This window comes from Pseudomonas sp. GOM7 (assembly GCF_026723825.1).
In the GTDB taxonomy this organism is placed as follows: domain Bacteria; phylum Pseudomonadota; class Gammaproteobacteria; order Pseudomonadales; family Pseudomonadaceae; genus Aquipseudomonas.
Map to the genome: position 1 here is coordinate 865,392 of NZ_CP113519.1, position 23,428 is coordinate 888,819.

Here is a 23,428-nt window from a genome sequence, read left to right on the forward strand (position 1 = left end):
GCGCGCGGCGCACCCTACAGGTATGTCCTGGCCTTCAACAGGGCTCGGTTTCCACTTCCTGACACGTCTATCCAGCCGTAGGGTGCGCTGTGCGCACCGGTTTTCTGCGGCGGTGTGTTGCCTGGCGTGAATCCGCAACGCCTCGGTGCGCGCAGCGCACCCTACAGGTATGTCCTGGCCTTCAGCAGGGCTCGGTTTCCATTTCCTGGCATACGTCTATCCATTCGGCATCCACCAGTTCGGCCATGCGCTGTGGGGAAATGCGTACCGCGCTGTGGGTGGCGCCAGCGGCGGGCAGCACTTCATCGAAGGCCAGCAGCGAGCGGTCGCAGTAGACGCTCAGAGGGGTGGCCAGGCCGAACGGGCAGACACCGCCGACCGGATGGCTGGTCAACTCGATCACGGTCTGCGCGTCGAGCATGCGTGCCTTGGCGCCGAAGCATTCCTTCATCTTGCGGTTATCGATGCGCGCATCGCCCCGGGCGACGATCAGCAGGTCGCGCTCGGCGATGCGAAAGGCCAGGGTCTTGGCGATCTGTCCCGGTGATACGCCATGGGCTTCTGCGGCCAGCGCCACGGTGGCGGTGCTGGTCTCCAGCTCGATGATGGCGATGTCGGGTGCCTTGGCGGCAAAGAAGGCGCGTACAGAGGCCAGGCTCATGAAGCGTTTCCCCAGGTCTGTCGAAATGGCGACTTCACCACTGCCAGCTTCCTGCGGGCCAAGCGCAGTTCCGTCATGGTGCGCCCTGTGGTGGCAACCACGTCTGAACGAAGGGGCCATGCTCTCGCTGCATGCCCGGCACGTCAAGGCCTTTGCTGGCACTTGGCCGGTAGATGCCTCGTTTTCGCGGCGCGATCCGGCTCGTTTCGCTCCAGGGGCTGTTGCCGGTCGCTCATGACGAAGCGGCAACAGACTCTAAGCATCGTCTTCGAGATTGTCACCGCAAAAAGCTGCGAAGCACTTGAGTCGATGGCTGCCGTGTTCATCCTCAAGTTGCCAGCTGTCGCTGGAGACTTCGTGCCGCGCGGCCTGTACGGCCGCCAGGCTGAATTGCCAGATACGCCGGGTGCGGCCGTCCATGCATTCGATCCAGAGTACCGGCTGCCCGGTATTGGCCTGCGGGTCACCCAGCAGGCCGTCGTCCAGCTCGAACTGCCAGGCGTGCAGGCCATCGATTTCCAGCATGTCGGCGCTCTGTAGCGCCTCGATCAGGCTTGCCATCGCCTCAGCGCCCCAGACGGCGCAGGTCGGCCGATTCGATCACGCGGGGGCCGTCCTGCTCTTCCAGTGCCAGGCGCCACAGGGCACGGGCCAGTACGCAGGCATCGATGGCCCGGTACTTGCCCGGCAGCCAGCGCAGCAGTGGCGAGGCCAGGCGCTCGCCGAGACGAAACTCATGACGGGTGCCAAGCAGCAGGGAAGGGCGGGCAATGGTCAGTTGTGGCCAGCCCATGGCTTTCAGCGCCTCTTCGGTTTCCCCCTTGACGCGGTTGTAGAACACCGAGGAGCCGGGGTTGGCGCCGAGCGCACTGATCACCACCAGATGGCGGGCGCCAAGCTCGCGCGCGCGGCGGGCGAAAGTCAGAACCAGGTCATGGTCGACCGCGCGGAAGGCCTCCTGCGAGCCAGCCTGCTTGATGGTGCTGCCCAGGCAGCAGAAGGCGGTGTCCACCGGGCCGCTGAGGCTCGGCAGCAAGTCGGCGAGGTCGCCGACTGGGTTGTCCAGGTGTGGGTGCTTGGCCAACGGGCGGCGGGTAGGCGCCAGCACGCGGGCTATGGTGGGTTCGCTGAGCAGGCGGTCGAGCAGGTGCTCGCCGGTCAGGCCGGTGGCGCCTGCGATGAGAATGTGCTGTGGGGTCAGGTGCATGCAGGGGTCTCTTGTCCGTTAGAGCCAGCTTAATGGTTTACGGCTTTGCTGGCCACGGCGTTCAAGGCGCGCTCGGCCTGGCTCTGGCGCAGATTGCGCCATTGCTGGAGCACCTCGCGCGGTGCCCAGATCTGTGGTTCGGAGGGCTCGAAGCCCTCGCTCTGCTCGCGTTCGGCGACCCGTTCCTTGGCCAGCTCGAAGGCGCGCTCGAGGTTGTCGGTCTCGCCCAGGGCCTCGGCGAACAGGGCGCGGCCGAAGTAGGTGAAGTCATTTTCCTCGCTGCAGCCAAAGGACACCCGGTCGGCGCGCGCAGCGGTCATCACCAGGGTCTTGTCGTCTTTCAGCGGTGGGATGAAGCCGCCGGAGTAGCAGGCGGAAATCACCACCACCTTGTAGCGATCCTTCAAGGGGGCGAGCACGGCGGCCAGTTCGCTGGCCGGCAGATCGTCGAGCTGCAGGCGTGGCAGGTCGAGGTTCAGTTCGTGGTGGCGCGAGCCGTGGCTGGTCAGGTAGATGAACACCAGGTCTTCCGCGCCGCTGCGTTCGGCCAGGGCCTGGGCGGCGCGGGCCAGGTTCTCGCGGGTGGCCAGGGGGCGGTCGGCGAGGTGGTCGCGGTGGTTGATCAGGCTGATGCTGCCATGGGCGCCGAAGCGCTCGCGCAGCATCCGGCTGACGTAATCGGCCTCGCGCATGAACACGCTCTGCTTGCCGTCGCCGGCCAGGGTCAGGGCATAGAGTTCGCGTGCCGGCGTGGAGGCGGGAACGGCCGCGATGGCTTCGTCGAGCAGGCGGCCTTGATCGAGCAGGCCCAGTTCGAGGCTGTCCGGCAGGCGACGACCCTGTTCGTCGCGTATTCGCCGCCCGCGCTGCCAGGTGCCGGCCTGGCGTGTGCCATCGGCCAGGGTAAGGGTGCCCTTGCCACTGTATTGGCCATCGGCGAAATGCCCCTGGTAGACGCTGCCGTCGGCCAGAGTCAGGAGGCCTTCACCGGCGTACTGCCAGTCCTCGAACTGGCCGAGGTAGCGGCTGCCATCGGCACCGATGTATTCGCCCTCGCCCTGCATCACGCCCTCGACGAATTCGCCGGCCCAGACGTCGCCATTGGCGCTCTGGTAGCGTCCCTTGCCATGGAACTCGCCATTCTTGAAGCCACCGCTGTAGGTGTCGCCATCGGCATTGCCGTAGCTGCCCTGACCGTCGAGCTGGCCTTGGCTGAACTGGCCGCTGAACTGGTTGCCGTAGGCGTCCTTGCGTACGCCCTGGCCCTTGGGCTGGCCATCGACGAATTGCCCCTGGAAGCTGCTGCCATCGGCCAATTCCAGGGTGCCCAGGCCGTGGAAACGATCATCGCGGAATTCACCCTGGTATTTCTGCCCAGCCTGCTCCAGCAGACCTTCACCGCTGAAACGGTTGCGCGCGAAGCTGCCCTCGTAACGGCTGCCGTCGGGGTATGTCAGAGTGCCCTGGCCGTGGAACATGCCTTCATGGAAGTCACCCTGATAGTGTTCGCCGCCTGGCCCTTGCCATTCACCGGGGCCTTCCAGTTGGCCGTCCTGGAACTGGCCGCTGAACCAGCTACCGTTGCGGTAGTCCAGGCGCCCAGGCCCTTGCAGCAGGCCATTGACCACCTCGCCGCGGTATTGCGCACCATCGGGCAGCACGGCATCGGGCGGCAGTACCTGGCGCACGTCGTCGCAGGCGGTGAGCAGCAGGCTCAGGCAGAGAGGGGCAAGGCGCAGGGTGGGCGAAATCATGACGGACATCCTGGTCGAGAGCATCGGCACGCAGTATGCCGCATGCTTGCCGGCTCGTGCTGTAGCCGTGCACATTCCAGGTGCGAAGAATGGCAGGCCGCCGGCGTTTCGAGGCGAAACGACGACGGCCCCTGGATCAGACGAAGCAGAGGGTCAGGGGTTCAGCGATGTAGGCCGGCTTCTCCTGACCTTCGATCTCCAGCACGGCGCGGGCCTTGAGCAGCCATTGGCCGGGGTTCTTCTCGCTGACGTCGGTGAGGGTCACCACCAGGCGCACGCGCGAGTCGACCTTCACCGGCTGAATGAAACGCACGCTGTCCAGGCCATAGTTGACCGCCATCTTCAGGCCTTGGGGCAGCACCATGATGCCTTCCATCAACATCGGAATCAGCGACAGCGACAGGAAACCATGGGCGATGGTGCTGCCGAACGGCGTGTGCTTGGCTTTCTCCGGGTCGACGTGGATGAACTGATGGTCGCCGGTGCACTCGGCGAACTGGTTGATGCGCTGTTGATCGATGGTCAGCCAGTCGGACTTGCCGAGTTCCTTGCCGACATGATCCTTGAGTTCTGCAACGGGGACTAACTGCATGGTATCTCCTTGAAGACGCGGGTGTTCTTGTTGTTTGCGTGATGTCCTGAGGGTAGATCAGCATGGGCACATTGCCTGGTCAACCCTCCTGCGTCACCCTGAATGGTGCGGCATAGACCGAGCAGAATAAGCAAGACAGAGACCAGCGCTCGTGCGTCGCGCTTATAATGGCCGACATGCCCTGAAAGATGCCCGGAATCCCTTCTGCAACAAGGTGATGCGGGTTATCGCTTGTCTTCTGGAGAACTCAATCATGCTGCTTCGCGGCCTGTCCTGGCTGGTGTTGTGCCAACTGCTCGGCACCGTCCTCAATGTACTGTTCTTGCCTATGCTGCCGGGGCCGATCCTCGGCATGCTGTTGCTGTTCGTCTTCCTCATGCTGCGCGGCGAGGTGGGAGAGTCGCTCAGCGTCGCCTCCAGCAGCCTGCTCAAGTACCTGCCGCTGATTCTGGTGCCGCCAGCGGTGGGCGTGATGGCCTATGCCAACGATATCGCCGAGGACTTCTGGGCGGTGGCTGGTGCTCTGCTCCTGTCGCTACTGCTGTCGGTAGCTTTCGCCGGCTGGCTGATGCAGAAACTGATCGAGCGCCAGCAACGTCGGGAGGAAGCATGAACCTCGATTGGCAAGGTGCCTGGCAGGCGCTGACCCATCATCCGCTATTCGGTATCGGTATCACCCTGGGGGCCTACCAACTCGCCATGGCCGCCTACGAACGCACGCGTTGGGTATTCCTGCAGCCGGTGCTGGTGTCCATGCTGACGGTGATCGGCATTCTCCTGCTCAGCGGCCTGAGCTTCGCCGAATACAAGAACAGCGTGGCCGCACTGACTCTGTTGCTCGGCCCGGCCACCGTGGCTCTGGCCGTGCCGCTGTACCTGAACCTGCGGCGCATCCGCCAGTTGTTCTGGCCGATCATCCTCACCCTGGCGCTGGCCGGCACTCTGGCCACCGTGCTGGGGGTGGGGCTGGCCTGGCTGTTCGGTGCCGAGCGCATCATGCTGATGAGCATGGCACCGAAATCGGTGACCTCGCCGATCGCCATGCTGGTGGCCGATCAGATCGGCGGTATCGCCGCGCTGGCTGCGGTGTTCGTGATGATCACCGGGGTCATCGGCGCCATCGTCGGGCCGTCCATCCTGCGCTTGTGCCAGGTACGCCACCCGGCGGCACAAGGCATGGCGCTGGGCATCACCGCGCATGCCGTGGGCACGGCGCGGGCCCTGCAGGAAGGCGACGAGTGTGGCGCCTTCGCCGCCCTGGCCATGAGCCTGATGGGGGTGATCACTGCCGTGTTGCTGCCCCTGGCCATCGCTTTGCTGGTGTGAGTCGACTGCTGCTCTCTGGCACACTGCGCAGCACCGATATGCTGCGCAAGGTCGCCTGCCGATGAACCTGCCTCTGTTTCCACTCAACACCGTGCTGTTTCCCGGCTGCATGCTCGATTTGCAGCTATTCGAGGCACGTTACCTGGACATGATCAGTCGCTGCATGAAGCAGGGCAGTGGCTTCGGCGTGGTGTGCATCGTCGAGGGGGATGAAGTCGGTGAAGCCGCCAGTCGGTTTGCCAGCATCGGCTGCGAGGCCCTGGTGCGTGATTTTCAGCAGCGGCCCAACGGCTTGCTCGGCATTCGTGTCGAGGGCGGACGGCGCTTTCGCGTGGAGCGCGCGCAGGTACTGCCTGATCAGTTGACCATCGCCGAGGTGGCCTGGCTGGACGAGGAGGTGGATCAGCCCCTGTTACCCGAGCATGCCGACCTCGCGGCCTTGCTCACGGCGTTGGCCGAGCACCCACTGGTCTCCGGGCTGGGCATGGCCAGCCTGGTTGGTGGGCAACAGCAACTTGCCAATCAGCTCGCCTACCTGCTGCCCCTGGATCCGCTGCAAAAGCTCGAACTGCTGCAGCAGCGCGACCCCACCTTGCGTCTGGAGCGCCTGCATGCATTGCTCGATCAGCTCCAGGGCGAGGTCTGAGCCTGCTAGTAGCTGTAGCGCAGCAGGGCACTGGACAATTGCCAGGTGGCCATGCCGCCAAGCACCGCGAGGCAGGCCGGCAGCACGATCCACCACAGGCGCGCCGGCAGTGCTGGCAGCACCTGATGACGTTGCCAGAAGGTCAGGCTGATGCCGCACATGGCCGAGGCCAGCACGGCACCAGCGATGATGTCGCTGGGCCAGTGCACGCCGAGATAGACCCGCGACAGCGCGATGGCCAGTGCCGGCAGGCCCGCTACCACCAGCCAGGCCAGGCGCAGGCGCGCGGATTGGCCGCGCCCGGCCAGCACCCCCAGCACCAGGAAGAAGGCGAAGGCTGCCGAGCTGTGGCCACTGGGAAAACTGAAGCTGGTCAGCGGCTCGCTGAGGATGTCCGGGCGGGCACGGGCAAAGCCGTGCTTCAAGGTGGTATTGGCCAGTGCGGTGAACAACAGGGTCGAACTGGCAAACAGCAGGTGACGCCATTGCCGGGCGAGCAGCAGCAGGCCGCATAGCACCAGGGCGGCGATCAGCTGGGTGTTGAAATCGCCGAGGCGCGTCAGCACCACGATCCACTTGTCCAGATGCGCGTGGCGCTGTTCCTGCACCAGGGTCAGCAAACCCTGGTCGAGCGCGTCCAGGTGTGGCCAGCCGAGTATCATCCCCAGCAGCAGGAGCAGACTGAGGCCGCCAGCGATCAGGCTGGCGCGGCGTTTCTCGACCAGGCTGGCCTGGATGGTCAGCAGCAGGATCAGGCCGATGGCGCCCAGCAGCACGGCGGCTTCGGTCCAGAACCCCTGCGCCATCGGCAGGCGCAGCGCCGCGCCGGTGGCCCAGCCCGGCAGCAGATAGGCCACGGCCCAGCCGGCGGCGGCCACCAGGGTGACGGCGATGAAGCGCACCAGCGGCATGTCGAGCATGCCGGCGACCAGCGGCAGCATCGGTCGCAGGGGGCCGATGAAGCGCCCCACCAGCAGGCTGGCAACGCCGTAACGGCGGAAGTACGCCTCGGCATGCGTCAACCAATCAGGGTGGTTGCGCAGGATCGGCAGGCGCGTGATGCCGTTCTGGAAGCGTCGACCCAGGGCATAGGACAGCGCATCGCCACACAGGCCGCCGGCGTAGGCCAGCAGCAGCGTTTCCCACAGGCTGAGCACGCCGCTGCCGGCGAGCAGCCCGACGCTGAACAGCAGCACCACGCCTGGCAGCAGGATGCCCACCAGGGCCAGGCACTCGAGCAGGGCGATGAGAAAGATCGCCAGCCCCAGCCACTGGGGATGGCTGCTTAGCCAGGTGGTCAGGGTGTCGAGCCAGGCGCTCATGCAGCTCCTCCAGAAAGGGTAATCAAACGATAGTCACGTCCTTCGACCTGGCCACGACGCAGCGGGTTGCGCGTGCAATGACGGGCATAGGCCGCGTCGACGAAGCGGTACGGCAGGTGCTCGTCGCGCCCGTGGGGGATGCCCAGGCGCGCGCATTGCACGATGTGCTGCGGGCGCGCGCCAACATCTTCGACGAATAGCCGCGCCAGGTCGAAACGCTGCCCATCCCAATCCGGCACCTTCAGCGCCAGGGCCTTGCACAGCAGAGTCTGGCCGGCGCACAGGCGCTCAGGCGAGCGCGCCTGGCCCTGGGTGTCGGGGTTGTTGTGCTGCATGACTGCCAATGCCTCGGTGCCGCTGACGGCATCGAACCAGGGGTGGGCGGACTTGATCAGCACCGCGTTGCCTGGGCCCTGGGCGCTGAAGTTCAGCGAGTCGCCGCCGCGCGCGTAATACATGTAGATATGTCCGCCATCCTTGAACAGCGCCTTGCGCTTCTCGGTATAGCCGAGCGAGGCATGGCTGCCTTTGTCGACCAGGTAATAGGCCTCGGTCTCGATGATCCGTGCGCTGAGCCAGAGCCCTCCGACGCGATGACGGATCACCTTGCCGAGCAGCTCCTGAGCCACCTGTTGGGCATCGCGATCGAAGAAGGTATCGGGCAGGGGGCGGGCGCCGGGCCAGGGCAAACTAAGGGTGGGTTCGCTGGGCATGATCTGTCGAAGGGGCTCGCAGCCATCTAATCTGAGGGCGCGAGCATAACAATAAGAGCCTTAAAAATGCCTGAACGCGCCCGAGCCAGCAGTGCCCATATCAGCCCCTCGGCACATTACACCGGCTACGTCTGGTATCGCCATCAGCTTTCCGACCCGGCTTTCGTCACCCCCTTCGGGCGTTTCGTGCATGGCCTGCTCTGGCCCATCAGTTGGGGCGCGCGGGCCGGCTTCGATCTGGATATCGAGACCTTGCTGTTGCAGCGGCATCTGCAGATCGATGCGCAACTGACCCAGGCCATCGAGCAGGGTGGTGTGCGTCAGATCGTGGAAATCGCCTGTGGTCTGTCGCCACGCGGTCGGCGCTTTCGCCAACGCTATCCACAGGTGCGTTACGTCGAGGCGGATCTACCGGCGATGGCCGCGCGCAAGCGCTCGCTGTTGCGTGAGGCCGGCTGGTTGAGCGACGAGCATCTGGTGCGCAGCGTGGACATCCTCGCGCCGCGTGGTGGCCATTGCCTGGCCAGCCTCTTCGCCGAGCTGGATCGGCGCCAGCCGGTAGTGGTGATCACCGAAGGGCTGGTCAATTACTTCGAGCTGCCGGTCATTGAGGACTTCTGGACGCGACTGGCCGAAGAGTTGCGAGCATTCACCGGCGGCACCTACCTCACCGACCTGTACCCGGATCTACGCGAGCACCCGCGTTATCGGCAGTTGCGCTGGGGCGTGGATCTGGTCGGCCGCCTGACGCGCGGCAGCTACCCCCTGCATTACCGTGACCATGGCGGGATAATTGCCGGCTTTCAGCGCTGTGGTTTCGCCCAGGTGCAGGTGCTAGACCCCAGCGCCGATGCGGCGCGCCTGGGCTTGCCGCAGGCGCGGCAGCCAGGCTTGGTACGGGTGATTCAGGCGCAGGTTTGAGGCGCGCGGAAAAAGTGGGTTCTTCGCGGAATCTCGGGGAATCAGTATTGATACCGGACTGGCAAGTTTGTGTGAGTGCCTGTTGCTTGTTGCTTGTTGCTTGTTGCTTGTTCGGGTGCTTGTTCCGGCTTGCCGCGTTTTTGTTGATGTTTTTGGTTTCGCCCTCCCGGGCGAGTCACTTTTGTAGGGCAAAAGTAACCAAAACCCTCCGCCCGGTCATCCGGCCCTCGCTGCGCGAGGGTTCGCTCACTCCATCGCCGCTCCAGAGGCCCGCCGCGGTGGGCCATCCATGGCCCATCGCGGCTCTCGCGACATCCATGTCGCTCAACCTCTTCCACGACGATTCCGCTCACCCTCCTGGGCGGGCTCTGCACGCGCCTGAAACTCCGGTAACTCTTTGGGACTCTGCGTGCTTGAACATGAGGTCAGCCTTAGGGCTGACCAGGATGCCGGCTGCAAGCCGGCAAACTATCCAGGCGAATGAAACTGCGCGAATGAAAGTTCTGGTTTAACTCGACAGCCACATCACGCCTTCACAGCTACCAGAACACGCCGGGCGTACCTTGGAATGCTGGTTCGTTCAGGCGCGCTAACTCCCCCTTCAGGAGGCCGAACGTAGGCATTGCGCAGGGGGCGAGCGGCATGGATGCCGCGAGAGGCTTGAAGGGCCATGGATGGCCCTTGCAAGCCGACCCCGGAGCAATGCCGGAGTGAGGGGAGTCGAGCGAAGCGAGACCCGGATGGCGGGGGTGCGTTTCTTTTGCTTACTTTTCTTTGCGCATTTCAAAGAAAAGTGAGTCGCCCGAGGGGGCGAAACAGGGAGTTCCAGCACACACCGCAGCGGCGCCCAGAACACCGAATCAACCAAACACTCACACAAACTTGCCAGTGCGGTGTCAACCAAGCATTCCCCCTGAAAATGCGATGAACCATAAAGTGCCCACTCTCGATGGCGGCTGTTACGCCGCTCAGGATCCGGGCCGCAGCGCTCAGGCGCAGGCGGCGGTGGGCAGGGTGCTGAGCGCGTCGTGCTCGGCCAGTATCTGACTGGTGTCGCCGTGGGTATGCGGGAAGACGAAGGCCAGGCCGTGCCAGTCGTGCCGCAAGGGCAGCAGACGCCGAGGCGGGAAGCCGCTGCGATGCAGTTGCCAGCCTCGTTGTGGCAGATCCTCGGGCAGGTCGCCCTGCAGCAGGCCACCAAAGAAGCCCAGTGCACTCAATTCCACGTGCCATTGCTGGCCGCTTTCATGGCGCAGCAGAGCCTGGCGCTGGGCTGGCGCCCGGCGTATTTCGCTGCGTTTTTCCAGGTGCGCTAGCTGCTCGCGCAGCAGGCGCGTGCTGCCGAGGGCGCGCGTCGGGAGTGGCTGGCCAGCGAGGAAGGGTTGGTAGAGGGCGGCGCAGGCTTCACGCCGCTCGAACTGCACCAGATGATCGGCCTGGTGGACGATGGCGCAGTCGGCCTGGGTGCAGGCTGCGGCGAACTGAGCATGTTCCCAGGGCTGGGTGAAGTGATCGTGTTCGCCGGCCAGCACCAGGGTTGGGCAGCTCGGGTGCTGAACGAAGCCCTCGAATGCCAGGAGACGCTGGCTATTCTGCCGATAGCGTTCGACGTCGTGCGGGGTCAGGCGCTGGATCTGCCGCAGCAGGGCCTTGCGAAAGGCCGGAGCTACGCCGCTATCTTGCAGGTGCATGGGGTTGAGCAGGCTATTCACGGCGCCCTGGGCGAAGGCTTCGGTATGGCCTTCGTCGAGCAAGGCCAGGCCCTCTTCCAGCAACAGTCGCGAACCTGGGCGACCGAAGGCGGCGATGCCGGCCAGCAGCAGGCGGGCGCAGCGCTGCGGGTGGCGTGCGGCGAACAGCGCCGCCAGCGCCGAGCCATAGGACAGGCCAATGGGCATCAGTGGCGGCAGTTGCAGTTGCTCGGCGAAAGCGGCGATCAGGTCGGCGAGTTGCTGCAGGTTAAGTTCCGGGGCGAGTTGGCTATTGCCACCCTGGCTAGGTAGGTCGAGGAGGATCACCGGATGCTGCGCCAGCAGCGCTTCGACCTCGCTGGCGAAGGAGCGAAAGCTCTGGAAGGCGCCGCCCAGCAGCAGAACCGGCGTGCGCCGATCCTGTTCGTGCTGGGCGAAGGCGAGATAGTGCAGGTGCCAGCCATTGATCTGCAGGACGTCCGGCGCACCGTTGAGGATGGCTGCACTGTAGTGACTGCGATAGCGCATGCTGTGGCCTCCGGCAGGATTTATCGTTGTTATGTCATGACTGGCCTTGCGCTGTGTGAGCGGCCTGAGATTGAAGGTAAACACTGTGGGGGGTTTTGTTTACCCAACCTTCGGGTGGCACCTGGCCATGGATGTCACCGTTACGGGCAGTCCCCTGCAGTCATCGGCCTTGGCGCGTTACCGGCGCTGTTGGGCGAACGACTTGTCTACCGGCCAGGCCGGCGAAACGCCCCCGCTCATGATCCTGGTCGACCACTCGCCAGGCGTGGCTGTGCGCCGAGGCGCTGGCGGGATATAATCGGCCCCTTTTTTCAACCGTCAGACTTCCGCCGCCATGACCGAGTCCGTGCACGACTACATGACCCGCCTGGGCCAGGCTGCTCGCCAGGCATCAAAGGTGCTCGCCCGGGCCAGCACCGCGCAGAAGAATCGCGCCTTGCAGGCCGCCGCCAATGCCCTCGATGCCGCCCGCGCCGAGCTTACCGCCGCCAACGAGCTGGATCTGGCCGCTGCCCGCGCCAGTGGCCTGGAGCCGGCCATGGTCGATCGCCTGGCACTGACGCCCCAGGTCATCGATTCGATGATCGAAGGCCTGCGCCAGGTCGCCACGTTGCCCGATCCGATCGGTGAGATCGAAGGCATGCGCTACCTGCCGTCCGGCATCCAGGTGGGCAAGATGCGCGTGCCGCTGGGCGTGATCGGCATCATCTACGAGTCGCGGCCGAACGTGACCATCGATGCTGCCAGTCTGTGCCTGAAGTCCGGCAACGCCACCATCCTGCGTGGCGGCTCCGAGGCCATCCATTCCAACCAGGCCATCGCCCGCTGCATCCAGCAGGGCCTGGCCGAGGCCGACCTGCCGGCGGCAGCCGTGCAGGTGGTGGAAACCACCGATCGCGCTGCCGTGGGCGCACTGATCAGCATGCCGGAGTTCGTCGACGTGATCGTGCCGCGTGGCGGCAAGGGTCTGATCGAGCGCATCAGCCGTGACGCCAAGGTGCCGGTGATCAAGCACCTGGATGGCGTCTGCCATGTCTACGTCGATGTGGCGGCCGACCTGGACAAGGCCATCCGCGTTTGCGACAACGCCAAGACCCAGCGTTATTCGCCGTGCAATGCCATGGAGACCCTGCTGGTGCACAAGGCCATCGCCGCCCGCGTACTGCCGCCGCTGGCCGCCATCTACCGTGACAAGGGCGTGGAACTGCGCGGCGATGCCGCCACCCGCGAACTGCTGGGTAGCGATGTGCTGGAGGCGAGCGAGGACGACTGGTTCGCCGAGTACAATGCGCCGATCCTGGCGATTCGCATCGTCGATTCGCTGGACTCGGCCATCGAGCACATCAATCACTACGGCTCGCAGCACACCGATTCGATCATCACCGAGAACTTCAGCGATGCGCGACGCTTCCTCACCGAGGTGGATTCCGCTTCGGTGATGGTCAATGCCTCCACGCGCTTCGCCGATGGCTTCGAGTACGGCCTGGGCGCGGAGATCGGCATTTCCACCGACAAGCTGCATGCACGGGGCCCGGTCGGCCTGGAAGGGCTCACCAGTCAGAAATACGTGGTTTTCGGCGACGGACACATTCGCACATAAATGAACGGTCTCGGCGTCCGACGTATCGGCCTGCTGGGCGGTACCTTCAACCCGGTGCACATCGGGCATCTGCGTGCGGCGCTGGAAGTCGCCGAATTCATGCAGCTCGACGAGCTGCGGCTGATTCCCAGTGCGCGCCCGCCGCACCGGGACGCACCGCAGGCCACCGCCGAGCAGCGTCTGGCCATGGTCGAGCTGGCCGTGGCAGACGAGCCCAGGTTGTCGGTCGATGATCGCGAGTTGCGCCGGGATCGTCCGTCCTACACGGTCGAAACCCTGGAGTCGATACGCAGCGAGCTGGCGCCGGACGATCAGTTGTTTCTGCTGATCGGCTGGGACGCTTTCTGCGGCCTGCCGAGTTGGCACCGCTGGCAGGAGTTGCTCGAATACTGCCACCTGCTGGTGCTGCAGCGGCCGGATGCCGACAGCGAGGCGCCCGAGGCGCTGCGCGACCTGCTGGCGGCACGCAGCGTCAGTGACCCGCTGAGCCTGAGTGGGCCGGGTGGGCAGATCAGTTTCATCTGGCAGACACCATTGGCGGTGTCTGCCACCCAGATCCGGCAATTGCTGGCCAGCGGGAGATCGGCGCGTTATCTGCTGCCCGATGCGGTGCTGGCTTATATCCAGGCACACCAGTTGTACGGTGTGCCGAACGCTTGAGGCGTCGCGCGTGCGCGCACGCCCATTACATGAGGCAAACGAGTTACCTATGAAGAATCCGAACATGCCCAGCGAAGAGCTGGTCAAGATCACCGTTGCAGCGCTGGAAGAAATCAAGGCCAGCGACATCACCGTCATCGATGTCAAGGAAAAGACCAGCATCACCGATTTCATGGTGATCGCCAGCGGTAGCTCCAGTCGTCAGGTCAAGGCGCTGGTGGACAACGTACTGGAGAAGGTGAAGGAAAAGGGTGTACGCGCCATCGGTAGCGAAGGCCTGGATAGCGGCGAATGGGCACTGCTCGATCTGGGGGACATCGTCGTCCACGTCATGCTGCCCACCGCGCGCCAGTTCTACGATCTCGAGCGTCTGTGGCAGGGGGCCGAGCAGAGCCGCGCCCAGCACGGTGCCGAGTAAGCCGGTAGCATGCGCATCAAGCTGATCGCCGTCGGTTCGCGCATGCCGCGCTGGGTCGAGGAGGGCTGGCAGGAGTACGTCAAGCGTCTGCCGGCCGAGCTGCCGCTGGAACTGGTGGAAATCCCGCTGAACACCCGCGGCAAGAATGCCGACGTCAACCGCCTGATCCGTCAGGAGGGCGAGGCCATGCTGGCCAAGGTGCAGTCCGGGGAACGTATCGTCACCCTGGAAGTCCATGGCAAGCCGTGGAGTACCGAGCAACTGGCGACCGAGCTGGATCGTTGGCGTCTGGATGCACGCACCGTCAACCTCATGGTCGGCGGCCCGGAAGGACTGGCGCCGGAGGTATGCGCACGCAGCGAGCAGCGCTGGTCGCTGTCGCCGTTGACCTTGCCCCATCCGCTGGTGCGCATTCTCATCGGCGAGCAGATCTACCGTGCCTGGACCGTATTGTCCGGCCATCCTTACCACAAATAGTCAGTCGTAGCCGATGCCGCAGCCGATTCGCCTCAAGGATCACGAAAAGGACGCTCGCCTGGTCAAGCGCCGGGTGATCGTCGGGGGCGTGATCGTCCTGCTGCTGACCTGCGTGCTGGTGGCGCGCATGTACTACCTGCAGGTGGTGCAGTACGAGCATCACTCCACGCTGGCCGAGAACAACCGCATTCACGTGCAGCCAATACCGCCGACGCGTGGGCTGATCTATGACCGTAATGGCGTGATCATCGCCGATAACCGGCCCAGCTTCAGTCTCACCGTGACCCGCGAGCGGGCTGGCGACTGGCAGCAGGTGCTCGACACCGTGGTCGAAGTGTTGGAACTGACCGAGGACGACCGCGAACTGTTCGAGCGCCGCGTGCGCCAGGGGCGGCGCCCCTTCGAGCCAGTGCCGATCCTGTTCGAGCTGAGCGAGGAGCAGATCGCCCGCGTGGCGGTCAACCAGTTCCGCCTGCCGGGCGTGGAGGTGGCGGCGCAGTTGGTGCGGCATTATCCGCTGCAGGAGCATTTCGCTCATTCGGTCGGTTATGTCGGGCGCATCAACGAGCAGGAACTCAAGCGTCTCGATCCCACCGAGTATGCCGGCACCCACCATATCGGCAAGACCGGCATCGAGCGCTTCTACGAGAGCGAGCTGCACGGCGAGGTCGGCTACGAGGAGGTGGAAACCAATGCCCGTGGCCGCGTCCTGCGTGTGCTCAACCGTATCGACCCGAAACCGGGCAAGGACATCGTCCTGACCCTCGACGCCCATCTGCAGGAAGCTGCGGAGAAGGCCCTGGGCGGGCGCCGTGGCGCGGTAGTGGCGATCCAGCCGAAAACCGGCGAGGTGCTGGCCATGGTCAGCCAGCCCAGCTTCGACCCCAATCCATTCGTTACCGGCATCAGCTTCAAGGCCTATGGCGAGCTGCGCGATTCCATCGACCAGCCGCTGTACAACCGCGTGCTGCGTGGCCTCTATCCGCCAGGCTCGACGGTCAAGCCGATGGTGGCAGTGTCCGGCCTCGACGCCGGGGTGATCACCCCGCAGACACGGGTGTTCGACCCTGGCTTCTATCAATTGCCCAACAACAGCCACAAGTATCGCAACTGGAACCGCAGTGGCGATGGCTGGATCGATCTGGATCTGGCCATCGCCCGCTCCAACGACACCTACTTCTATGAGCTGGCGCACAAGATGGGCATCGATCGCCTGCACGACTACATGAGCCGCTTCGGTTTCGGCCAGCGCGTGTCCCTGGACATGTTCGAGGAGACGGCGGGGCTGATGCCCTCGCGTGACTGGAAGCGCGCCCGTTATCGCCAGCCCTGGTACCCTGGAGAAACCCTGATCCTCGGCATCGGCCAGGGCTACATGCAGACCACGCCGCTGCAGATGGCGCAGGCCACGGTGCTGATGGCCACGCGCGGCAAGTGGATCCGCCCGCACCTGGCCAAGTCCATCGATGGCGTGCAGCCGGTGGATCCCGATCCGGTTCCGGATATCGTCTTGCGTGATCCGAAATTCTGGGAGTACGGCATTCACGGCATGGAGCAGGTGGTCAATGGTCCACGAGGCACCGCGCGCAAGGTAGGCGATAGCGCGGTTTACCGGATCGCTGGCAAGAGCGGTACGGCGCAGGTAGTGGCCATCCGTCAGGGCGAGAAGTACGACCGCGAAAAATTGCAGGAGCGCCATCGTGACCATGCCCTGTTCGTCGGTTTCGCTCCGGTCGACAACCCGCAGATCGCCGTGTCGGTGATGGTGGAGAACGGCGAGTCCGGTTCAGGTGTCGCCGCGCCGGTGGTCAAGGCGGTGATGGACGCCTGGCTGCTGGATGAGAGCGGCCAGCTCAAGGCCGAGTACGCCACGCCGGAGAAAACCGAGGTCAGTCAGCGATGAAGGGCAATTTCGACCGCAACCTGTCCGACGAGGACGTGCTGCGCCGCCGCGCCACCCTGTTGCAGCGCATGCACATCGATGGCTGGTTGCTGCTGTTGCTGCTGCTGCTGGGTGTCGGCAGCCTGTTCGTGCTCTATTCGGCCAGCGGCAAGAACGTCGACCTGTTGCTCAAGCAGGCTACGTCCTTCGGCATCGGCATCGCGGCGGTCATTGCCATTGCCCAGTTCGACCCGCGCTTCATGGCACGCTGGGTGCCGCTGGGTTATCTGGTGGGGGTGGCGCTGCTGATGGTGGTGGAGGTGATGGGGCACACCGCGATGGGGGCGACGCGCTGGATCAACATCCCCGGGGTGATCCGTTTCCAGCCGGCGGAGTTCATGAAGATCATCATGCCCATGACCATCGCCTGGTACCTGGCGCGGCACAACCTGCCGCCACGCTTCAAGCACATCGTCGTCAGCCTGGCCATGATCATCGTGCCGGTGGTGCTGATCGCCAAGCAGCCGGACCTCGGTACTTCGCTGCTGATTCTCGCATCGGGTGGCTTCGTGGTGTTCATGGCCGGCCTGCAGTGGCGCTGGATCCTGGGGGCGGCAGCAGCGGTGGTGCCGATTGCCGTGGGCATGTGGTTCTTCCTCATGCATGACTACCAGAAGCGTCGCGTACTGACCTTCCTCAATCCGGAGAGCGACCCGCTGGGTGCCGGTTGGAACATCATCCAGTCCAAGGCGGCCATCGGTTCCGGTGGTGTGCTGGGCAAGGGGTGGCTGCTGGGCACGCAGTCGCACCTGGATTTTTTGCCGGAAAGCCATACGGACTTTATCATTGCCGTGCTCGCCGAGGAGTTCGGCCTGGTGGGGGTCTGCCTGCTACTGCTGCTGTACCTGCTGCTGATTGCCCGTGGTCTGGTGATCACCGCGCAGGCGCAGACCCTGTTCGGCAAATTGCTGGCCGGCGCCCTGACCATGACCTTCTTCGTCTACGTCTTCGTCAACATCGGTATGGTCAGCGGTTTGCTTCCCGTCGTGGGAGTGCCCTTGCCATTCATTAGTTACGGCGGAACCCATCTGGTGACGCTGTTGTCAGGCTTCGGAATATTGATGGCGATTCATACCCACAGGAAGTGGATCGCTCAGGTTTGATTTGGGGGTTTTGAGTTGATGCATGCACTGCGCAGTTGGGCCACCCGCAGCTTCATGGGCGCTGGCCTGGCCGGTTTGTTCGGCACCGCCATGCCGGTAATGGCCGCCGATTACGATGGTTCGCCGCAGGTCGCCGAGTTCATCACCGAGATGACCCGCGACTATGGTTTCGCCGGTGAACAACTGGTCAGCCTGTTCGCCGAGGTGCAGCGCAAGCAGGCGATTCTCGACGCCATTTCGCGCCCGGCCGAACGGGTCAAACCCTGGAAGGAATACCGGCCGATCTTCATTACCGACAAACGCGTCGCCCAGGGCGTCGAGTTCTGGAAGAACAACCAGGCTGCGCTGGACAAGGCCGAGGCCGAATACGGTGTGCCGGCGCAGTTCATCGTCGCCATCATCGGTGTGGAAACCTTCTACGGTGGCAACACCGGCAGCTATCGGGTGATGGATGCCCTGTCCACGCTGGCGTTCGACTACCCGCCACGGGCGCCGTTCTTCCGCAAGGAGCTGCGTGAGTTCCTCATGCTGACCCGTGAAGAGCAGGTCGACCCGCTCACGCTCAAGGGCTCCTACGCCGGCGCCATGGGCTTGCCGCAGTTCATGCCGAGCAGCTTCCGCGCTTACGCAGTGGATTTCGACGGTGATGGCCATATCAATATCTGGAGCAACCCCACCGATGCCATCGGCAGTGTCGCCAGTTACTTCCAGCGCCATGGCTGGCAGGCTGGTGGGCCGGTGGCGAGCCGCGCTCAGGTCGATGGCGAACACTACGCCGAAGGCCTGAGCGAAGGCCTCGACCCGGTGAAGAACGTGGGCGAACTGCGCGCCCTCGGCTGGCGCAGCAGCGATGTACTGGCCGATGACGTGCCGGTGACCGCCTTCCGTCTGGAGGGCGCCGAAGGTGACGAATACTGGATGGGGTTGCCAAACTTCTACGTCATTACCCGCTACAATCGCAGCGTCATGTATGCGATGGCCGTCAATCAACTGGCCGAGCTGCTGGTGCAAGCACGGGGTAATCAATGAGTCTTTCCAGGAAACTGCTACCGCTGGGCGTCTGTATCGCTGCTGCGTTGTTGCTCGCCAGTTGCTCGTCCAATCGCTCGGCGCAGCCGGTGGCTCAGTCTGGTCAGGCAGGTATCTCCGGTCCCGATGATTACGACCGCCCGCACCGCGATGGCGCGCCCTGGTGGGACGTGGACGTATCGAAGATCCACGACGCGATCCCCATGCCGCATTACGGCCCGGTTAAGGCTTCGCCCTATACCGTGCTGGGTAAGCAGTACTTCCCGATTCAGGATGCGCGCCGCTATTCGGCAGTCGGCCCGGCCTCCTGGTACGGCACCAAGTTCCATGGTCAGGCCACCGCCAATGGCGAGACCTACGACCTGTACGGCATGACGGCGGCGCACAAGACCCTGCCGTTGCCCAGCTACGTGCGGGTGACCAATCTGGAGAACGGCAAGAGCGTGATCCTGCGGGTCAACGACCGTGGGCCGTTCTACTCCGATCGCATCATCGACCTGTCCTTCGCCGCGGCGAAGAAGCTCGGTTATGCCGAGAAGGGCACGGCGCGGGTCAAGGTCGAGGGGATCGATCCGCATGAGTGGTGGGCGCAGCAGGGCCGTCCGGTGCCGTTGGTGCTGGCCAACAATCAGCCGGCCAAGGCCATCACCAGCAAGCCGGTGGCGCAGGCCATGCCGCAGGCCGTCGAGCAGTATTCTCCGCCGCCTGAGCAGCATGCTGCGGCCGTGGTGCCGGTGCAGATCGACGCAAAAAAAAACGATTCACTCGCAGCTTCTGGCCTGTATCTCCAAGTGGGAGCATTCGCCAATCCGGACGCTGCGGAACTACTCAAGGACAAGCTGAGCCAGACGACCCATGTCCCGGTGTTCATCAGCTCAGTGGTGCGCGACCAGCAGATACTGCATCGGGTGCGCCTGGGGCCGATCAGCAGCCAGGGCGAGGCTGAAAAGCTGCAGAACAATGTACGCCTCGCCAATCTCGGGCAGCCGACGCTGGTGCGTACGGACTGACTCGACCCGTCGGGCTCGATGAAGACGGCTTGCCCTTCTTCTCGGGCGCGATGGCACTAAACCGGTCTTGGCCGGACTAACCCACGGGTCGCCATCATTGGTGGCCGGGTAAGGCTCCTGCGGGGGCCGTTTCACAAACCACGCAACGACTTTCGAGAGACGGATGAATATCACCAGCTTCGCGCAACGTGCCTTCCTCTTCCTGACCCTGTTGGCTTCGCCACTGGTCTGGGCCAGCCCTCAGGTCGTCCCGGCTCCGCCGCAACTGGCGGCCTCCGCCTATGTGCTGATGGACGCTGCCACCGGCCAGGTGCTGGTGGGTGAGAACGGCGACGAGCGTCTGCCGCCGGCCAGCCTGACCAAACTGATGACCGCCTATATCGCCACCCTGGAAATCCGCAACGGCAAGATCGGCGAGAAGGACATGGTGACCATCAGCGAGCATGCATGGCGCACCGGTGGCGCCGGCTCGGGCGGTTCCACCATGTTCCTGCCGGTCAACAGCCAGGCCAGCGTCGACGACCTGCTGCACGGTATCATCATCCAGTCCGGCAACGACGCCAGCATCGCCCTGGCCGAGTACATCGCCGGCAGCGAGGACGCCTTCGCCGACATGATGAACGAGACTGCCAAGCGTCTGGGCATGAACAACACCCACTTCATGAACGCCACTGGTCTGCCCGACCCGCAGCACTACTCCAGCGCTCATGACATGGCCATCCTGGCGCGCGCGATCATCAACGAAGACGCCGATCACTACGCCATCTATTCGCAGAAAGACTTCCTCTGGAACAACATCAAGCAGCCCAACCGCAACCTGCTGCTGTGGCGCGACAAGACCGTCGACGGTCTGAAGACCGGCCACACCCAGGAAGCCGGTTATTGCCTGGTGGCCTCTGCCGTGCGTGATGGTGCGCGCATGATCACCGCCGTGTTCGGTACCAATAGCGAGCAGGCCCGTGCCGCCGAGACGCAGAAGCTGCTGACCTACGGCTTCCGCTTCTTCGAGAGCCGCACCTTCTATCAGAAGGGCACCGAACTGGCCCAGGCCACCGTGTGGAAGGGCCAGACCAGCAAGGTCAAGGCCGGCCTGGCGCAGGATCTGGCGCTGACCATGCCCAAGGGCCAACTGGACAAGCTGCAGGCCAGCATGACCCTCAACCCGCAACTGATTGCCCCCATCGCCCAGGGCGAGGTGATCGGCAAGGTGGAGGTCAAGCTGGGTGACGAGGTGGTGCACAGCGCCGACCTGGTGGCGCTGGAGCCGGTCGAGGAGGGTGGCCTGCTGCGTCGCCTGTGGGACAGCATCCGGCTGTTTTTCTTCGGCCTGTTCAACTGAGAGACTAAAAACTACCTGCGTTGTCATCGCTGCGTTAAAAACAGGCTGGAACGCCAGCCCGGTCAAATGGTCATTTACAGCTCGTAAAGTCGAGCGCGACTCCGACCGTTTTTCGCCTGTTTTTGCGGGGCCGCCATCGGTATTGCGCTGACTGCCTCGTCTACGTTTTTAGAGATTTAGCTTGGCCGCTGCCACCCGCAGCGGCCTCTTTATGGACGGGCTTCGAGCCCGCTGATGTCATGACCGATACCGACGTTCAAGCCCCGAAAATCGAATTCCCCTGCGAGCGCTACCCGATCAAGGTGATCGGCACCGCTGGCGAGGGGTTTGCCGACCTGGTGATCGAAGTGATCCAGCGCCACGCACCGGATCTGGATGCCTCCACCCTGGTACTGCGCGACAGCCGCAATGGCAACTTCCTCTCCGTGCAGGTACTGATCACTGCGACCAGTGTCGAGCAGTTGCAGGCGATTCACGTCGACCTGCGTGCCACCGGCCGCGTGCACATGGTGCTGTGACGGCCGTGGCCGAGCTCGTCGTTCGCCATCTGGGCCTGGTGGAGTACCTGCCGACATTGGAGGCCATGCGCCAACTGACCCGTGAGCGTGATGAGCACACGCCAGACGAGATCTGGCTGCTGCAGCACCCGAAGGTGTTCACCCAGGGCCAGGCCGGCAAGGCCGAGCACTTGCTGGCGCCTGGTGATATCCCGGTGGTGCAGGTCGAGCGTGGCGGGCAGGTGACCTACCACGGCCCCGGGCAACTGGTGGCCTACCTGATGCTCGACCTGCGCCGCCTCGACCTGGGCGTGCGCGAGCTGGTGACCACCATGGAGCAGAGCCTGGTCGAGCTGCTGGCCGGTTATGGTATCGAGGCAGCGCCCAAGGCCGATGCCCCGGGCGTGTACGTGGCCGGCGACAAGATTGCCTCGCTGGGCCTTCGGGTCAGCCGTGGCTGCTCCTTCCACGGCCTGGCACTGAACGTCGACATGGACATGACCCCCTTCCTGCGCATCAATCCTTGCGGTTACGCCGGGCTGAAGATGGTGCAGATGCGTGAGCTGCTGGCCACGCCGCCGGACTTCGACGAAGTGGCGCAGCGTCTGGAGCGGGTGCTGCGCGTTCGCCTGAGTTAGGTGTAGGGGGGCCTCCCAGACGGCTCGATTTCAGCGATTTCCCGGTGCGCGCAGCGCACCCTACGTACAGCGACTCGCTCGAACCGTAGGGTGCGCTGTGCGCACCTATGAGGCATTGACTGCAACGCAAAAGGGACGCATCGGCGTCCCTTTTGTTTGTGTGGCAGATCCGGCTCAGTTCAGATTCAACGCCGGGATCAGGCTGCTGTCGACCTGCTGGCCTGGCACCGGCACGGGGGCGGCGAGGCCCAGGTTGTTCTTCTCGAACACCCGATCGGCACGGTAGCTGGAACGTACCAGCGGGCCGGCAGCCACTTCCATGAAGCCTTTTTCCAGGCCTATATCACGGAAACGGTTGAATTCTTCCGGGCTGACCCAGCGTTTGACCGGCAGGTGGTTGCGCGTGGGTTGCAGATACTGGCCGAGGGTGAGGATGTCCACGCCGATGGCACGCAGATCATCCATGGTTTCCAGGATTTCCTCGTCGGTCTCGCCCAGGCCGAGCATCAGGCTGGTCTTGGTCAGCACGTCTGGGCGATGCTTCTTGGCGTGCTCGAGCACCTTGAGGGTCTTCTCGTAGCCGGCACGCGGGTCACGCACCACGTGGGTCAGGCGCTTGACCGTCTCGACGTTCTGCGCGAACACCTCCAGGCCGGAATCCACCACGCGCTCGATGGCCTGATGGTCGCCATCGAAGTCCGGGGTCAGGGCCTCGACCACCACCTGCGGGGTGTTTGCCTTGATGGCGCGGACGCAGGCTGCGTAATGCCCGGCGCCGCCGTCGTCGAGGTCATCGCGATCCACTGAGGTCAGCACGATGTAACGCAGGGCCATCAACTCCACCGACTTGGCGGTGTTCTGCGGCTCTTCCAGATCCAGCCAGCCATTGGGGTTGCCGGTGTCCACGGCGCAGAAGCGGCAGGCGCGGGTGCAGACCGAACCCATGAGCATGATGGTGGCGGTGCCGTTGGACCAGCATTCACCCATGTTCGGGCAATGCGATTCCTGGCAGACGGTGCTCAGACGATGCTCGCCGACGTTGCGCTTGACCGCCTCGAAACGGCTGCCGCCCGGCGCCTTGACCCGCAGCCACTTGGGCTTGGGCTCGAAGACCTGGGGCTCGGCTGAGGCGCGGCGCTTCTGACCGTCCTTGATCGCGGTGATGCCTTGGGCGGTGCGGAATTTTTCGCCGCTGGCGACGGGTTTGGACGAGGAGGTGTCGGACATCGGAAATCTGGGCTCCGGTAGAGGCTCCGTGGGGCAGTCGGCTTGTGGCCGCCGGGCAGTTTACCACAGCGGCAGGAGCCGGCGTTGCAGGCTCTCGTCGGCCCGTAAGGCATCCAAGGAGGTGGGT

24 protein-coding genes are annotated in these 23,428 nt (G+C 64.2%); 15 read left to right on the forward strand and 9 right to left on the reverse strand.

The annotated features are described in order from the left end of the window. Positions 1 to 181: 181 nt before the first annotated feature. The 5 genes from OU800_RS03915 to OU800_RS03935 form a co-directional block, all read right to left on the reverse strand. Positions 182 to 661 carry a YbaK/EbsC family protein gene (locus tag OU800_RS03915; protein ID WP_268181332.1) on the reverse strand — a complete coding sequence of 160 codons (480 nt, stop codon included), beginning with the start codon at positions 659 to 661 and terminating at the stop codon, positions 182 to 184. Between the two features lie 255 nt (positions 662 to 916). After that, positions 917 to 1,222, reverse strand: coding sequence for a DUF5629 family protein (locus tag OU800_RS03920; protein ID WP_268181334.1), 306 nt, complete (start codon positions 1,220 to 1,222; stop codon positions 917 to 919). 4 nt (positions 1,223 to 1,226) lie between these two features. Beyond that, positions 1,227 to 1,868, reverse strand: coding sequence for an oxidoreductase (locus tag OU800_RS03925; RefSeq protein WP_268181335.1), 642 nt, complete (start codon positions 1,866 to 1,868; stop codon positions 1,227 to 1,229). Between the two features lie 29 nt (positions 1,869 to 1,897). Beyond that, positions 1,898 to 3,622 carry a C13 family peptidase gene (locus OU800_RS03930; protein WP_268181337.1) on the reverse strand — a complete coding sequence of 575 codons (1,725 nt, stop codon included), beginning with the start codon at positions 3,620 to 3,622 and terminating at the stop codon, positions 1,898 to 1,900. 136 nt (positions 3,623 to 3,758) lie between these two features. Beyond that, positions 3,759 to 4,214 carry a MaoC family dehydratase gene (locus OU800_RS03935; protein ID WP_268181339.1) on the reverse strand — a complete coding sequence of 152 codons (456 nt, stop codon included), beginning with the start codon at positions 4,212 to 4,214 and terminating at the stop codon, positions 3,759 to 3,761. 253 nt (positions 4,215 to 4,467) lie between these two features. Here OU800_RS03935 and OU800_RS03940 point away from each other — a divergent pair, with 253 nt between their 5' ends. The 3 genes from OU800_RS03940 (at position 4,468) to OU800_RS03950 (ending at position 6,186) form a co-directional block, all read left to right on the forward strand. Next, positions 4,468 to 4,827 (forward strand): CidA/LrgA family protein, encoded by a 360-nt coding sequence (locus tag OU800_RS03940; protein ID WP_268181340.1) that lies wholly within the window; start codon positions 4,468 to 4,470, stop codon positions 4,825 to 4,827. After that, positions 4,824 to 5,540 carry an LrgB family protein gene (locus tag OU800_RS03945; RefSeq protein WP_268181342.1) on the forward strand — a complete coding sequence of 239 codons (717 nt, stop codon included), beginning with the start codon at positions 4,824 to 4,826 and terminating at the stop codon, positions 5,538 to 5,540. The genes OU800_RS03940 and OU800_RS03945 overlap by 4 nt, the downstream gene beginning before the upstream one ends. Before the next feature lie 61 nt (positions 5,541 to 5,601). Next, entirely contained in the window at positions 5,602 to 6,186 is a 585-nt protein-coding gene (locus OU800_RS03950) for an LON peptidase substrate-binding domain-containing protein (protein ID WP_268181343.1), read from the forward strand. Positions 6,187 to 6,191: 5 nt separating this feature from the next. Here OU800_RS03950 and OU800_RS03955 read toward each other — a convergent pair whose 3' ends face one another. Both OU800_RS03955 and OU800_RS03960 read right to left on the reverse strand, forming a co-directional pair. Next, positions 6,192 to 7,508, reverse strand: coding sequence for a bifunctional DedA family/phosphatase PAP2 family protein (locus OU800_RS03955; RefSeq protein WP_268181345.1), 1,317 nt, complete (start codon positions 7,506 to 7,508; stop codon positions 6,192 to 6,194). Beyond that, a complete protein-coding gene (locus OU800_RS03960) occupies positions 7,505 to 8,221 on the reverse strand; it encodes a DNA-3-methyladenine glycosylase (protein WP_268181347.1) in 717 nt (238 codons plus the stop codon). The genes OU800_RS03955 and OU800_RS03960 overlap by 4 nt, the downstream gene beginning before the upstream one ends. Before the next feature lie 66 nt (positions 8,222 to 8,287). Between OU800_RS03960 and OU800_RS03965 the strand changes: the two genes are divergently transcribed. Then, positions 8,288 to 9,142: a class I SAM-dependent methyltransferase gene (locus OU800_RS03965; RefSeq protein WP_268181349.1), complete on the forward strand. Its 855-nt coding sequence runs from the start codon at positions 8,288 to 8,290 to the stop codon at positions 9,140 to 9,142. A gap of 989 nt (positions 9,143 to 10,131) precedes the next feature. On the opposite strand, the gene OU800_RS03970 is transcribed toward OU800_RS03965, so the two are convergent. After that, positions 10,132 to 11,361, reverse strand: a complete 1,230-nt coding sequence (locus tag OU800_RS03970; protein WP_268181351.1) for an alpha/beta fold hydrolase — start codon at positions 11,359 to 11,361, stop codon at positions 10,132 to 10,134. 334 nt (positions 11,362 to 11,695) lie between these two features. Here OU800_RS03970 and OU800_RS03975 point away from each other — a divergent pair, with 334 nt between their 5' ends. The 11 genes from OU800_RS03975 to lipB all read left to right on the forward strand — a co-directional run bounded on the left by OU800_RS03975 (position 11,696) and on the right by lipB (position 22,074). After that, positions 11,696 to 12,961, forward strand: a complete 1,266-nt coding sequence (locus tag OU800_RS03975) for a glutamate-5-semialdehyde dehydrogenase (RefSeq protein ID WP_268181353.1) — start codon at positions 11,696 to 11,698, stop codon at positions 12,959 to 12,961. Further along, positions 12,962 to 13,621, forward strand: a complete 660-nt coding sequence (gene nadD, locus OU800_RS03980; protein ID WP_268181355.1) for a nicotinate-nucleotide adenylyltransferase — start codon at positions 12,962 to 12,964, stop codon at positions 13,619 to 13,621. It abuts the gene before it with no gap. Positions 13,622 to 13,685: 64 nt separating this feature from the next. Further along, positions 13,686 to 14,039 (forward strand): ribosome silencing factor, encoded by a 354-nt coding sequence (rsfS, locus tag OU800_RS03985; RefSeq protein ID WP_268184179.1) that lies wholly within the window; start codon positions 13,686 to 13,688, stop codon positions 14,037 to 14,039. Positions 14,040 to 14,048: 9 nt separating this feature from the next. Beyond that, positions 14,049 to 14,516 (forward strand): 23S rRNA (pseudouridine(1915)-N(3))-methyltransferase RlmH, encoded by a 468-nt coding sequence (gene rlmH, locus OU800_RS03990; protein ID WP_268181357.1) that lies wholly within the window; start codon positions 14,049 to 14,051, stop codon positions 14,514 to 14,516. A 13-nt stretch (positions 14,517 to 14,529) separates the two neighbouring features. Continuing rightward, positions 14,530 to 16,419 (forward strand): penicillin-binding protein 2, encoded by a 1,890-nt coding sequence (gene mrdA, locus OU800_RS03995; RefSeq protein ID WP_268181359.1) that lies wholly within the window; start codon positions 14,530 to 14,532, stop codon positions 16,417 to 16,419. Positions 16,420 to 16,457: 38 nt separating this feature from the next. After that, entirely contained in the window at positions 16,458 to 17,561 is a 1,104-nt protein-coding gene (gene rodA, locus OU800_RS04000) for a rod shape-determining protein RodA (RefSeq protein WP_268184181.1), read from the forward strand. A gap of 18 nt (positions 17,562 to 17,579) precedes the next feature. Further along, positions 17,580 to 18,590, forward strand: coding sequence for a lytic murein transglycosylase B (gene mltB, locus OU800_RS04005; protein ID WP_268181361.1), 1,011 nt, complete (start codon positions 17,580 to 17,582; stop codon positions 18,588 to 18,590). Continuing rightward, positions 18,587 to 19,600, forward strand: coding sequence for a septal ring lytic transglycosylase RlpA family protein (locus OU800_RS04010; protein ID WP_268181362.1), 1,014 nt, complete (start codon positions 18,587 to 18,589; stop codon positions 19,598 to 19,600). The genes mltB and OU800_RS04010 overlap by 4 nt, the downstream gene beginning before the upstream one ends. Before the next feature lie 163 nt (positions 19,601 to 19,763). After that, positions 19,764 to 20,939: a D-alanyl-D-alanine carboxypeptidase family protein gene (locus OU800_RS04015; protein ID WP_268181364.1), complete on the forward strand. Its 1,176-nt coding sequence runs from the start codon at positions 19,764 to 19,766 to the stop codon at positions 20,937 to 20,939. Between the two features lie 239 nt (positions 20,940 to 21,178). Then, complete coding sequence (locus tag OU800_RS04020; protein WP_268181365.1) at positions 21,179 to 21,457, forward strand: DUF493 domain-containing protein; 279 nt, start codon at positions 21,179 to 21,181, stop codon at positions 21,455 to 21,457. 5 nt (positions 21,458 to 21,462) lie between these two features. After that, positions 21,463 to 22,074 carry a lipoyl(octanoyl) transferase LipB gene (lipB, locus tag OU800_RS04025; RefSeq protein ID WP_268181367.1) on the forward strand — a complete coding sequence of 204 codons (612 nt, stop codon included), beginning with the start codon at positions 21,463 to 21,465 and terminating at the stop codon, positions 22,072 to 22,074. A gap of 174 nt (positions 22,075 to 22,248) precedes the next feature. On the opposite strand, the gene lipA is transcribed toward lipB, so the two are convergent. Next, positions 22,249 to 23,301 (reverse strand): lipoyl synthase, encoded by a 1,053-nt coding sequence (lipA, locus tag OU800_RS04030; RefSeq protein WP_268181369.1) that lies wholly within the window; start codon positions 23,299 to 23,301, stop codon positions 22,249 to 22,251. Positions 23,302 to 23,428: the final 127 nt, after the last annotated feature.

Coding starts and splice junctions, on each gene's coding strand:
- OU800_RS03915 (WP_268181332.1), bottom strand. CDS start 661: ATGAGCCTGGCCTCTGTACGCGCCTTCTTTGCCGCCAAGGCACCCGAC.
- OU800_RS03920 (WP_268181334.1), bottom strand. CDS start 1,222: ATGGCAAGCCTGATCGAGGCGCTACAGAGCGCCGACATGCTGGAAATC.
- OU800_RS03925 (WP_268181335.1), bottom strand. CDS start 1,868: ATGCACCTGACCCCACAGCACATTCTCATCGCAGGCGCCACCGGCCTG.
- OU800_RS03930 (WP_268181337.1), bottom strand. CDS start 3,622: ATGATTTCGCCCACCCTGCGCCTTGCCCCTCTCTGCCTGAGCCTGCTG.
- OU800_RS03935 (WP_268181339.1), bottom strand. CDS start 4,214: ATGCAGTTAGTCCCCGTTGCAGAACTCAAGGATCATGTCGGCAAGGAA.
- OU800_RS03940 (WP_268181340.1), top strand. CDS start 4,468: ATGCTGCTTCGCGGCCTGTCCTGGCTGGTGTTGTGCCAACTGCTCGGC.
- OU800_RS03945 (WP_268181342.1), top strand. CDS start 4,824: ATGAACCTCGATTGGCAAGGTGCCTGGCAGGCGCTGACCCATCATCCG.
- OU800_RS03950 (WP_268181343.1), top strand. CDS start 5,602: ATGAACCTGCCTCTGTTTCCACTCAACACCGTGCTGTTTCCCGGCTGC.
- OU800_RS03955 (WP_268181345.1), bottom strand. CDS start 7,508: ATGAGCGCCTGGCTCGACACCCTGACCACCTGGCTAAGCAGCCATCCC.
- OU800_RS03960 (WP_268181347.1), bottom strand. CDS start 8,221: ATGCCCAGCGAACCCACCCTTAGTTTGCCCTGGCCCGGCGCCCGCCCC.
- OU800_RS03965 (WP_268181349.1), top strand. CDS start 8,288: ATGCCTGAACGCGCCCGAGCCAGCAGTGCCCATATCAGCCCCTCGGCA.
- OU800_RS03970 (WP_268181351.1), bottom strand. CDS start 11,361: ATGCGCTATCGCAGTCACTACAGTGCAGCCATCCTCAACGGTGCGCCG.
- OU800_RS03975 (WP_268181353.1), top strand. CDS start 11,696: ATGACCGAGTCCGTGCACGACTACATGACCCGCCTGGGCCAGGCTGCT.
- nadD (WP_268181355.1), top strand. CDS start 12,962: ATGAACGGTCTCGGCGTCCGACGTATCGGCCTGCTGGGCGGTACCTTC.
- rsfS (WP_268184179.1), top strand. CDS start 13,686: ATGCCCAGCGAAGAGCTGGTCAAGATCACCGTTGCAGCGCTGGAAGAA.
- rlmH (WP_268181357.1), top strand. CDS start 14,049: ATGCGCATCAAGCTGATCGCCGTCGGTTCGCGCATGCCGCGCTGGGTC.
- mrdA (WP_268181359.1), top strand. CDS start 14,530: ATGCCGCAGCCGATTCGCCTCAAGGATCACGAAAAGGACGCTCGCCTG.
- mltB (WP_268181361.1), top strand. CDS start 17,580: ATGCATGCACTGCGCAGTTGGGCCACCCGCAGCTTCATGGGCGCTGGC.
- OU800_RS04010 (WP_268181362.1), top strand. CDS start 18,587: ATGAGTCTTTCCAGGAAACTGCTACCGCTGGGCGTCTGTATCGCTGCT.
- OU800_RS04015 (WP_268181364.1), top strand. CDS start 19,764: ATGAATATCACCAGCTTCGCGCAACGTGCCTTCCTCTTCCTGACCCTG.
- OU800_RS04020 (WP_268181365.1), top strand. CDS start 21,179: ATGACCGATACCGACGTTCAAGCCCCGAAAATCGAATTCCCCTGCGAG.
- lipA (WP_268181369.1), bottom strand. CDS start 23,301: ATGTCCGACACCTCCTCGTCCAAACCCGTCGCCAGCGGCGAAAAATTC.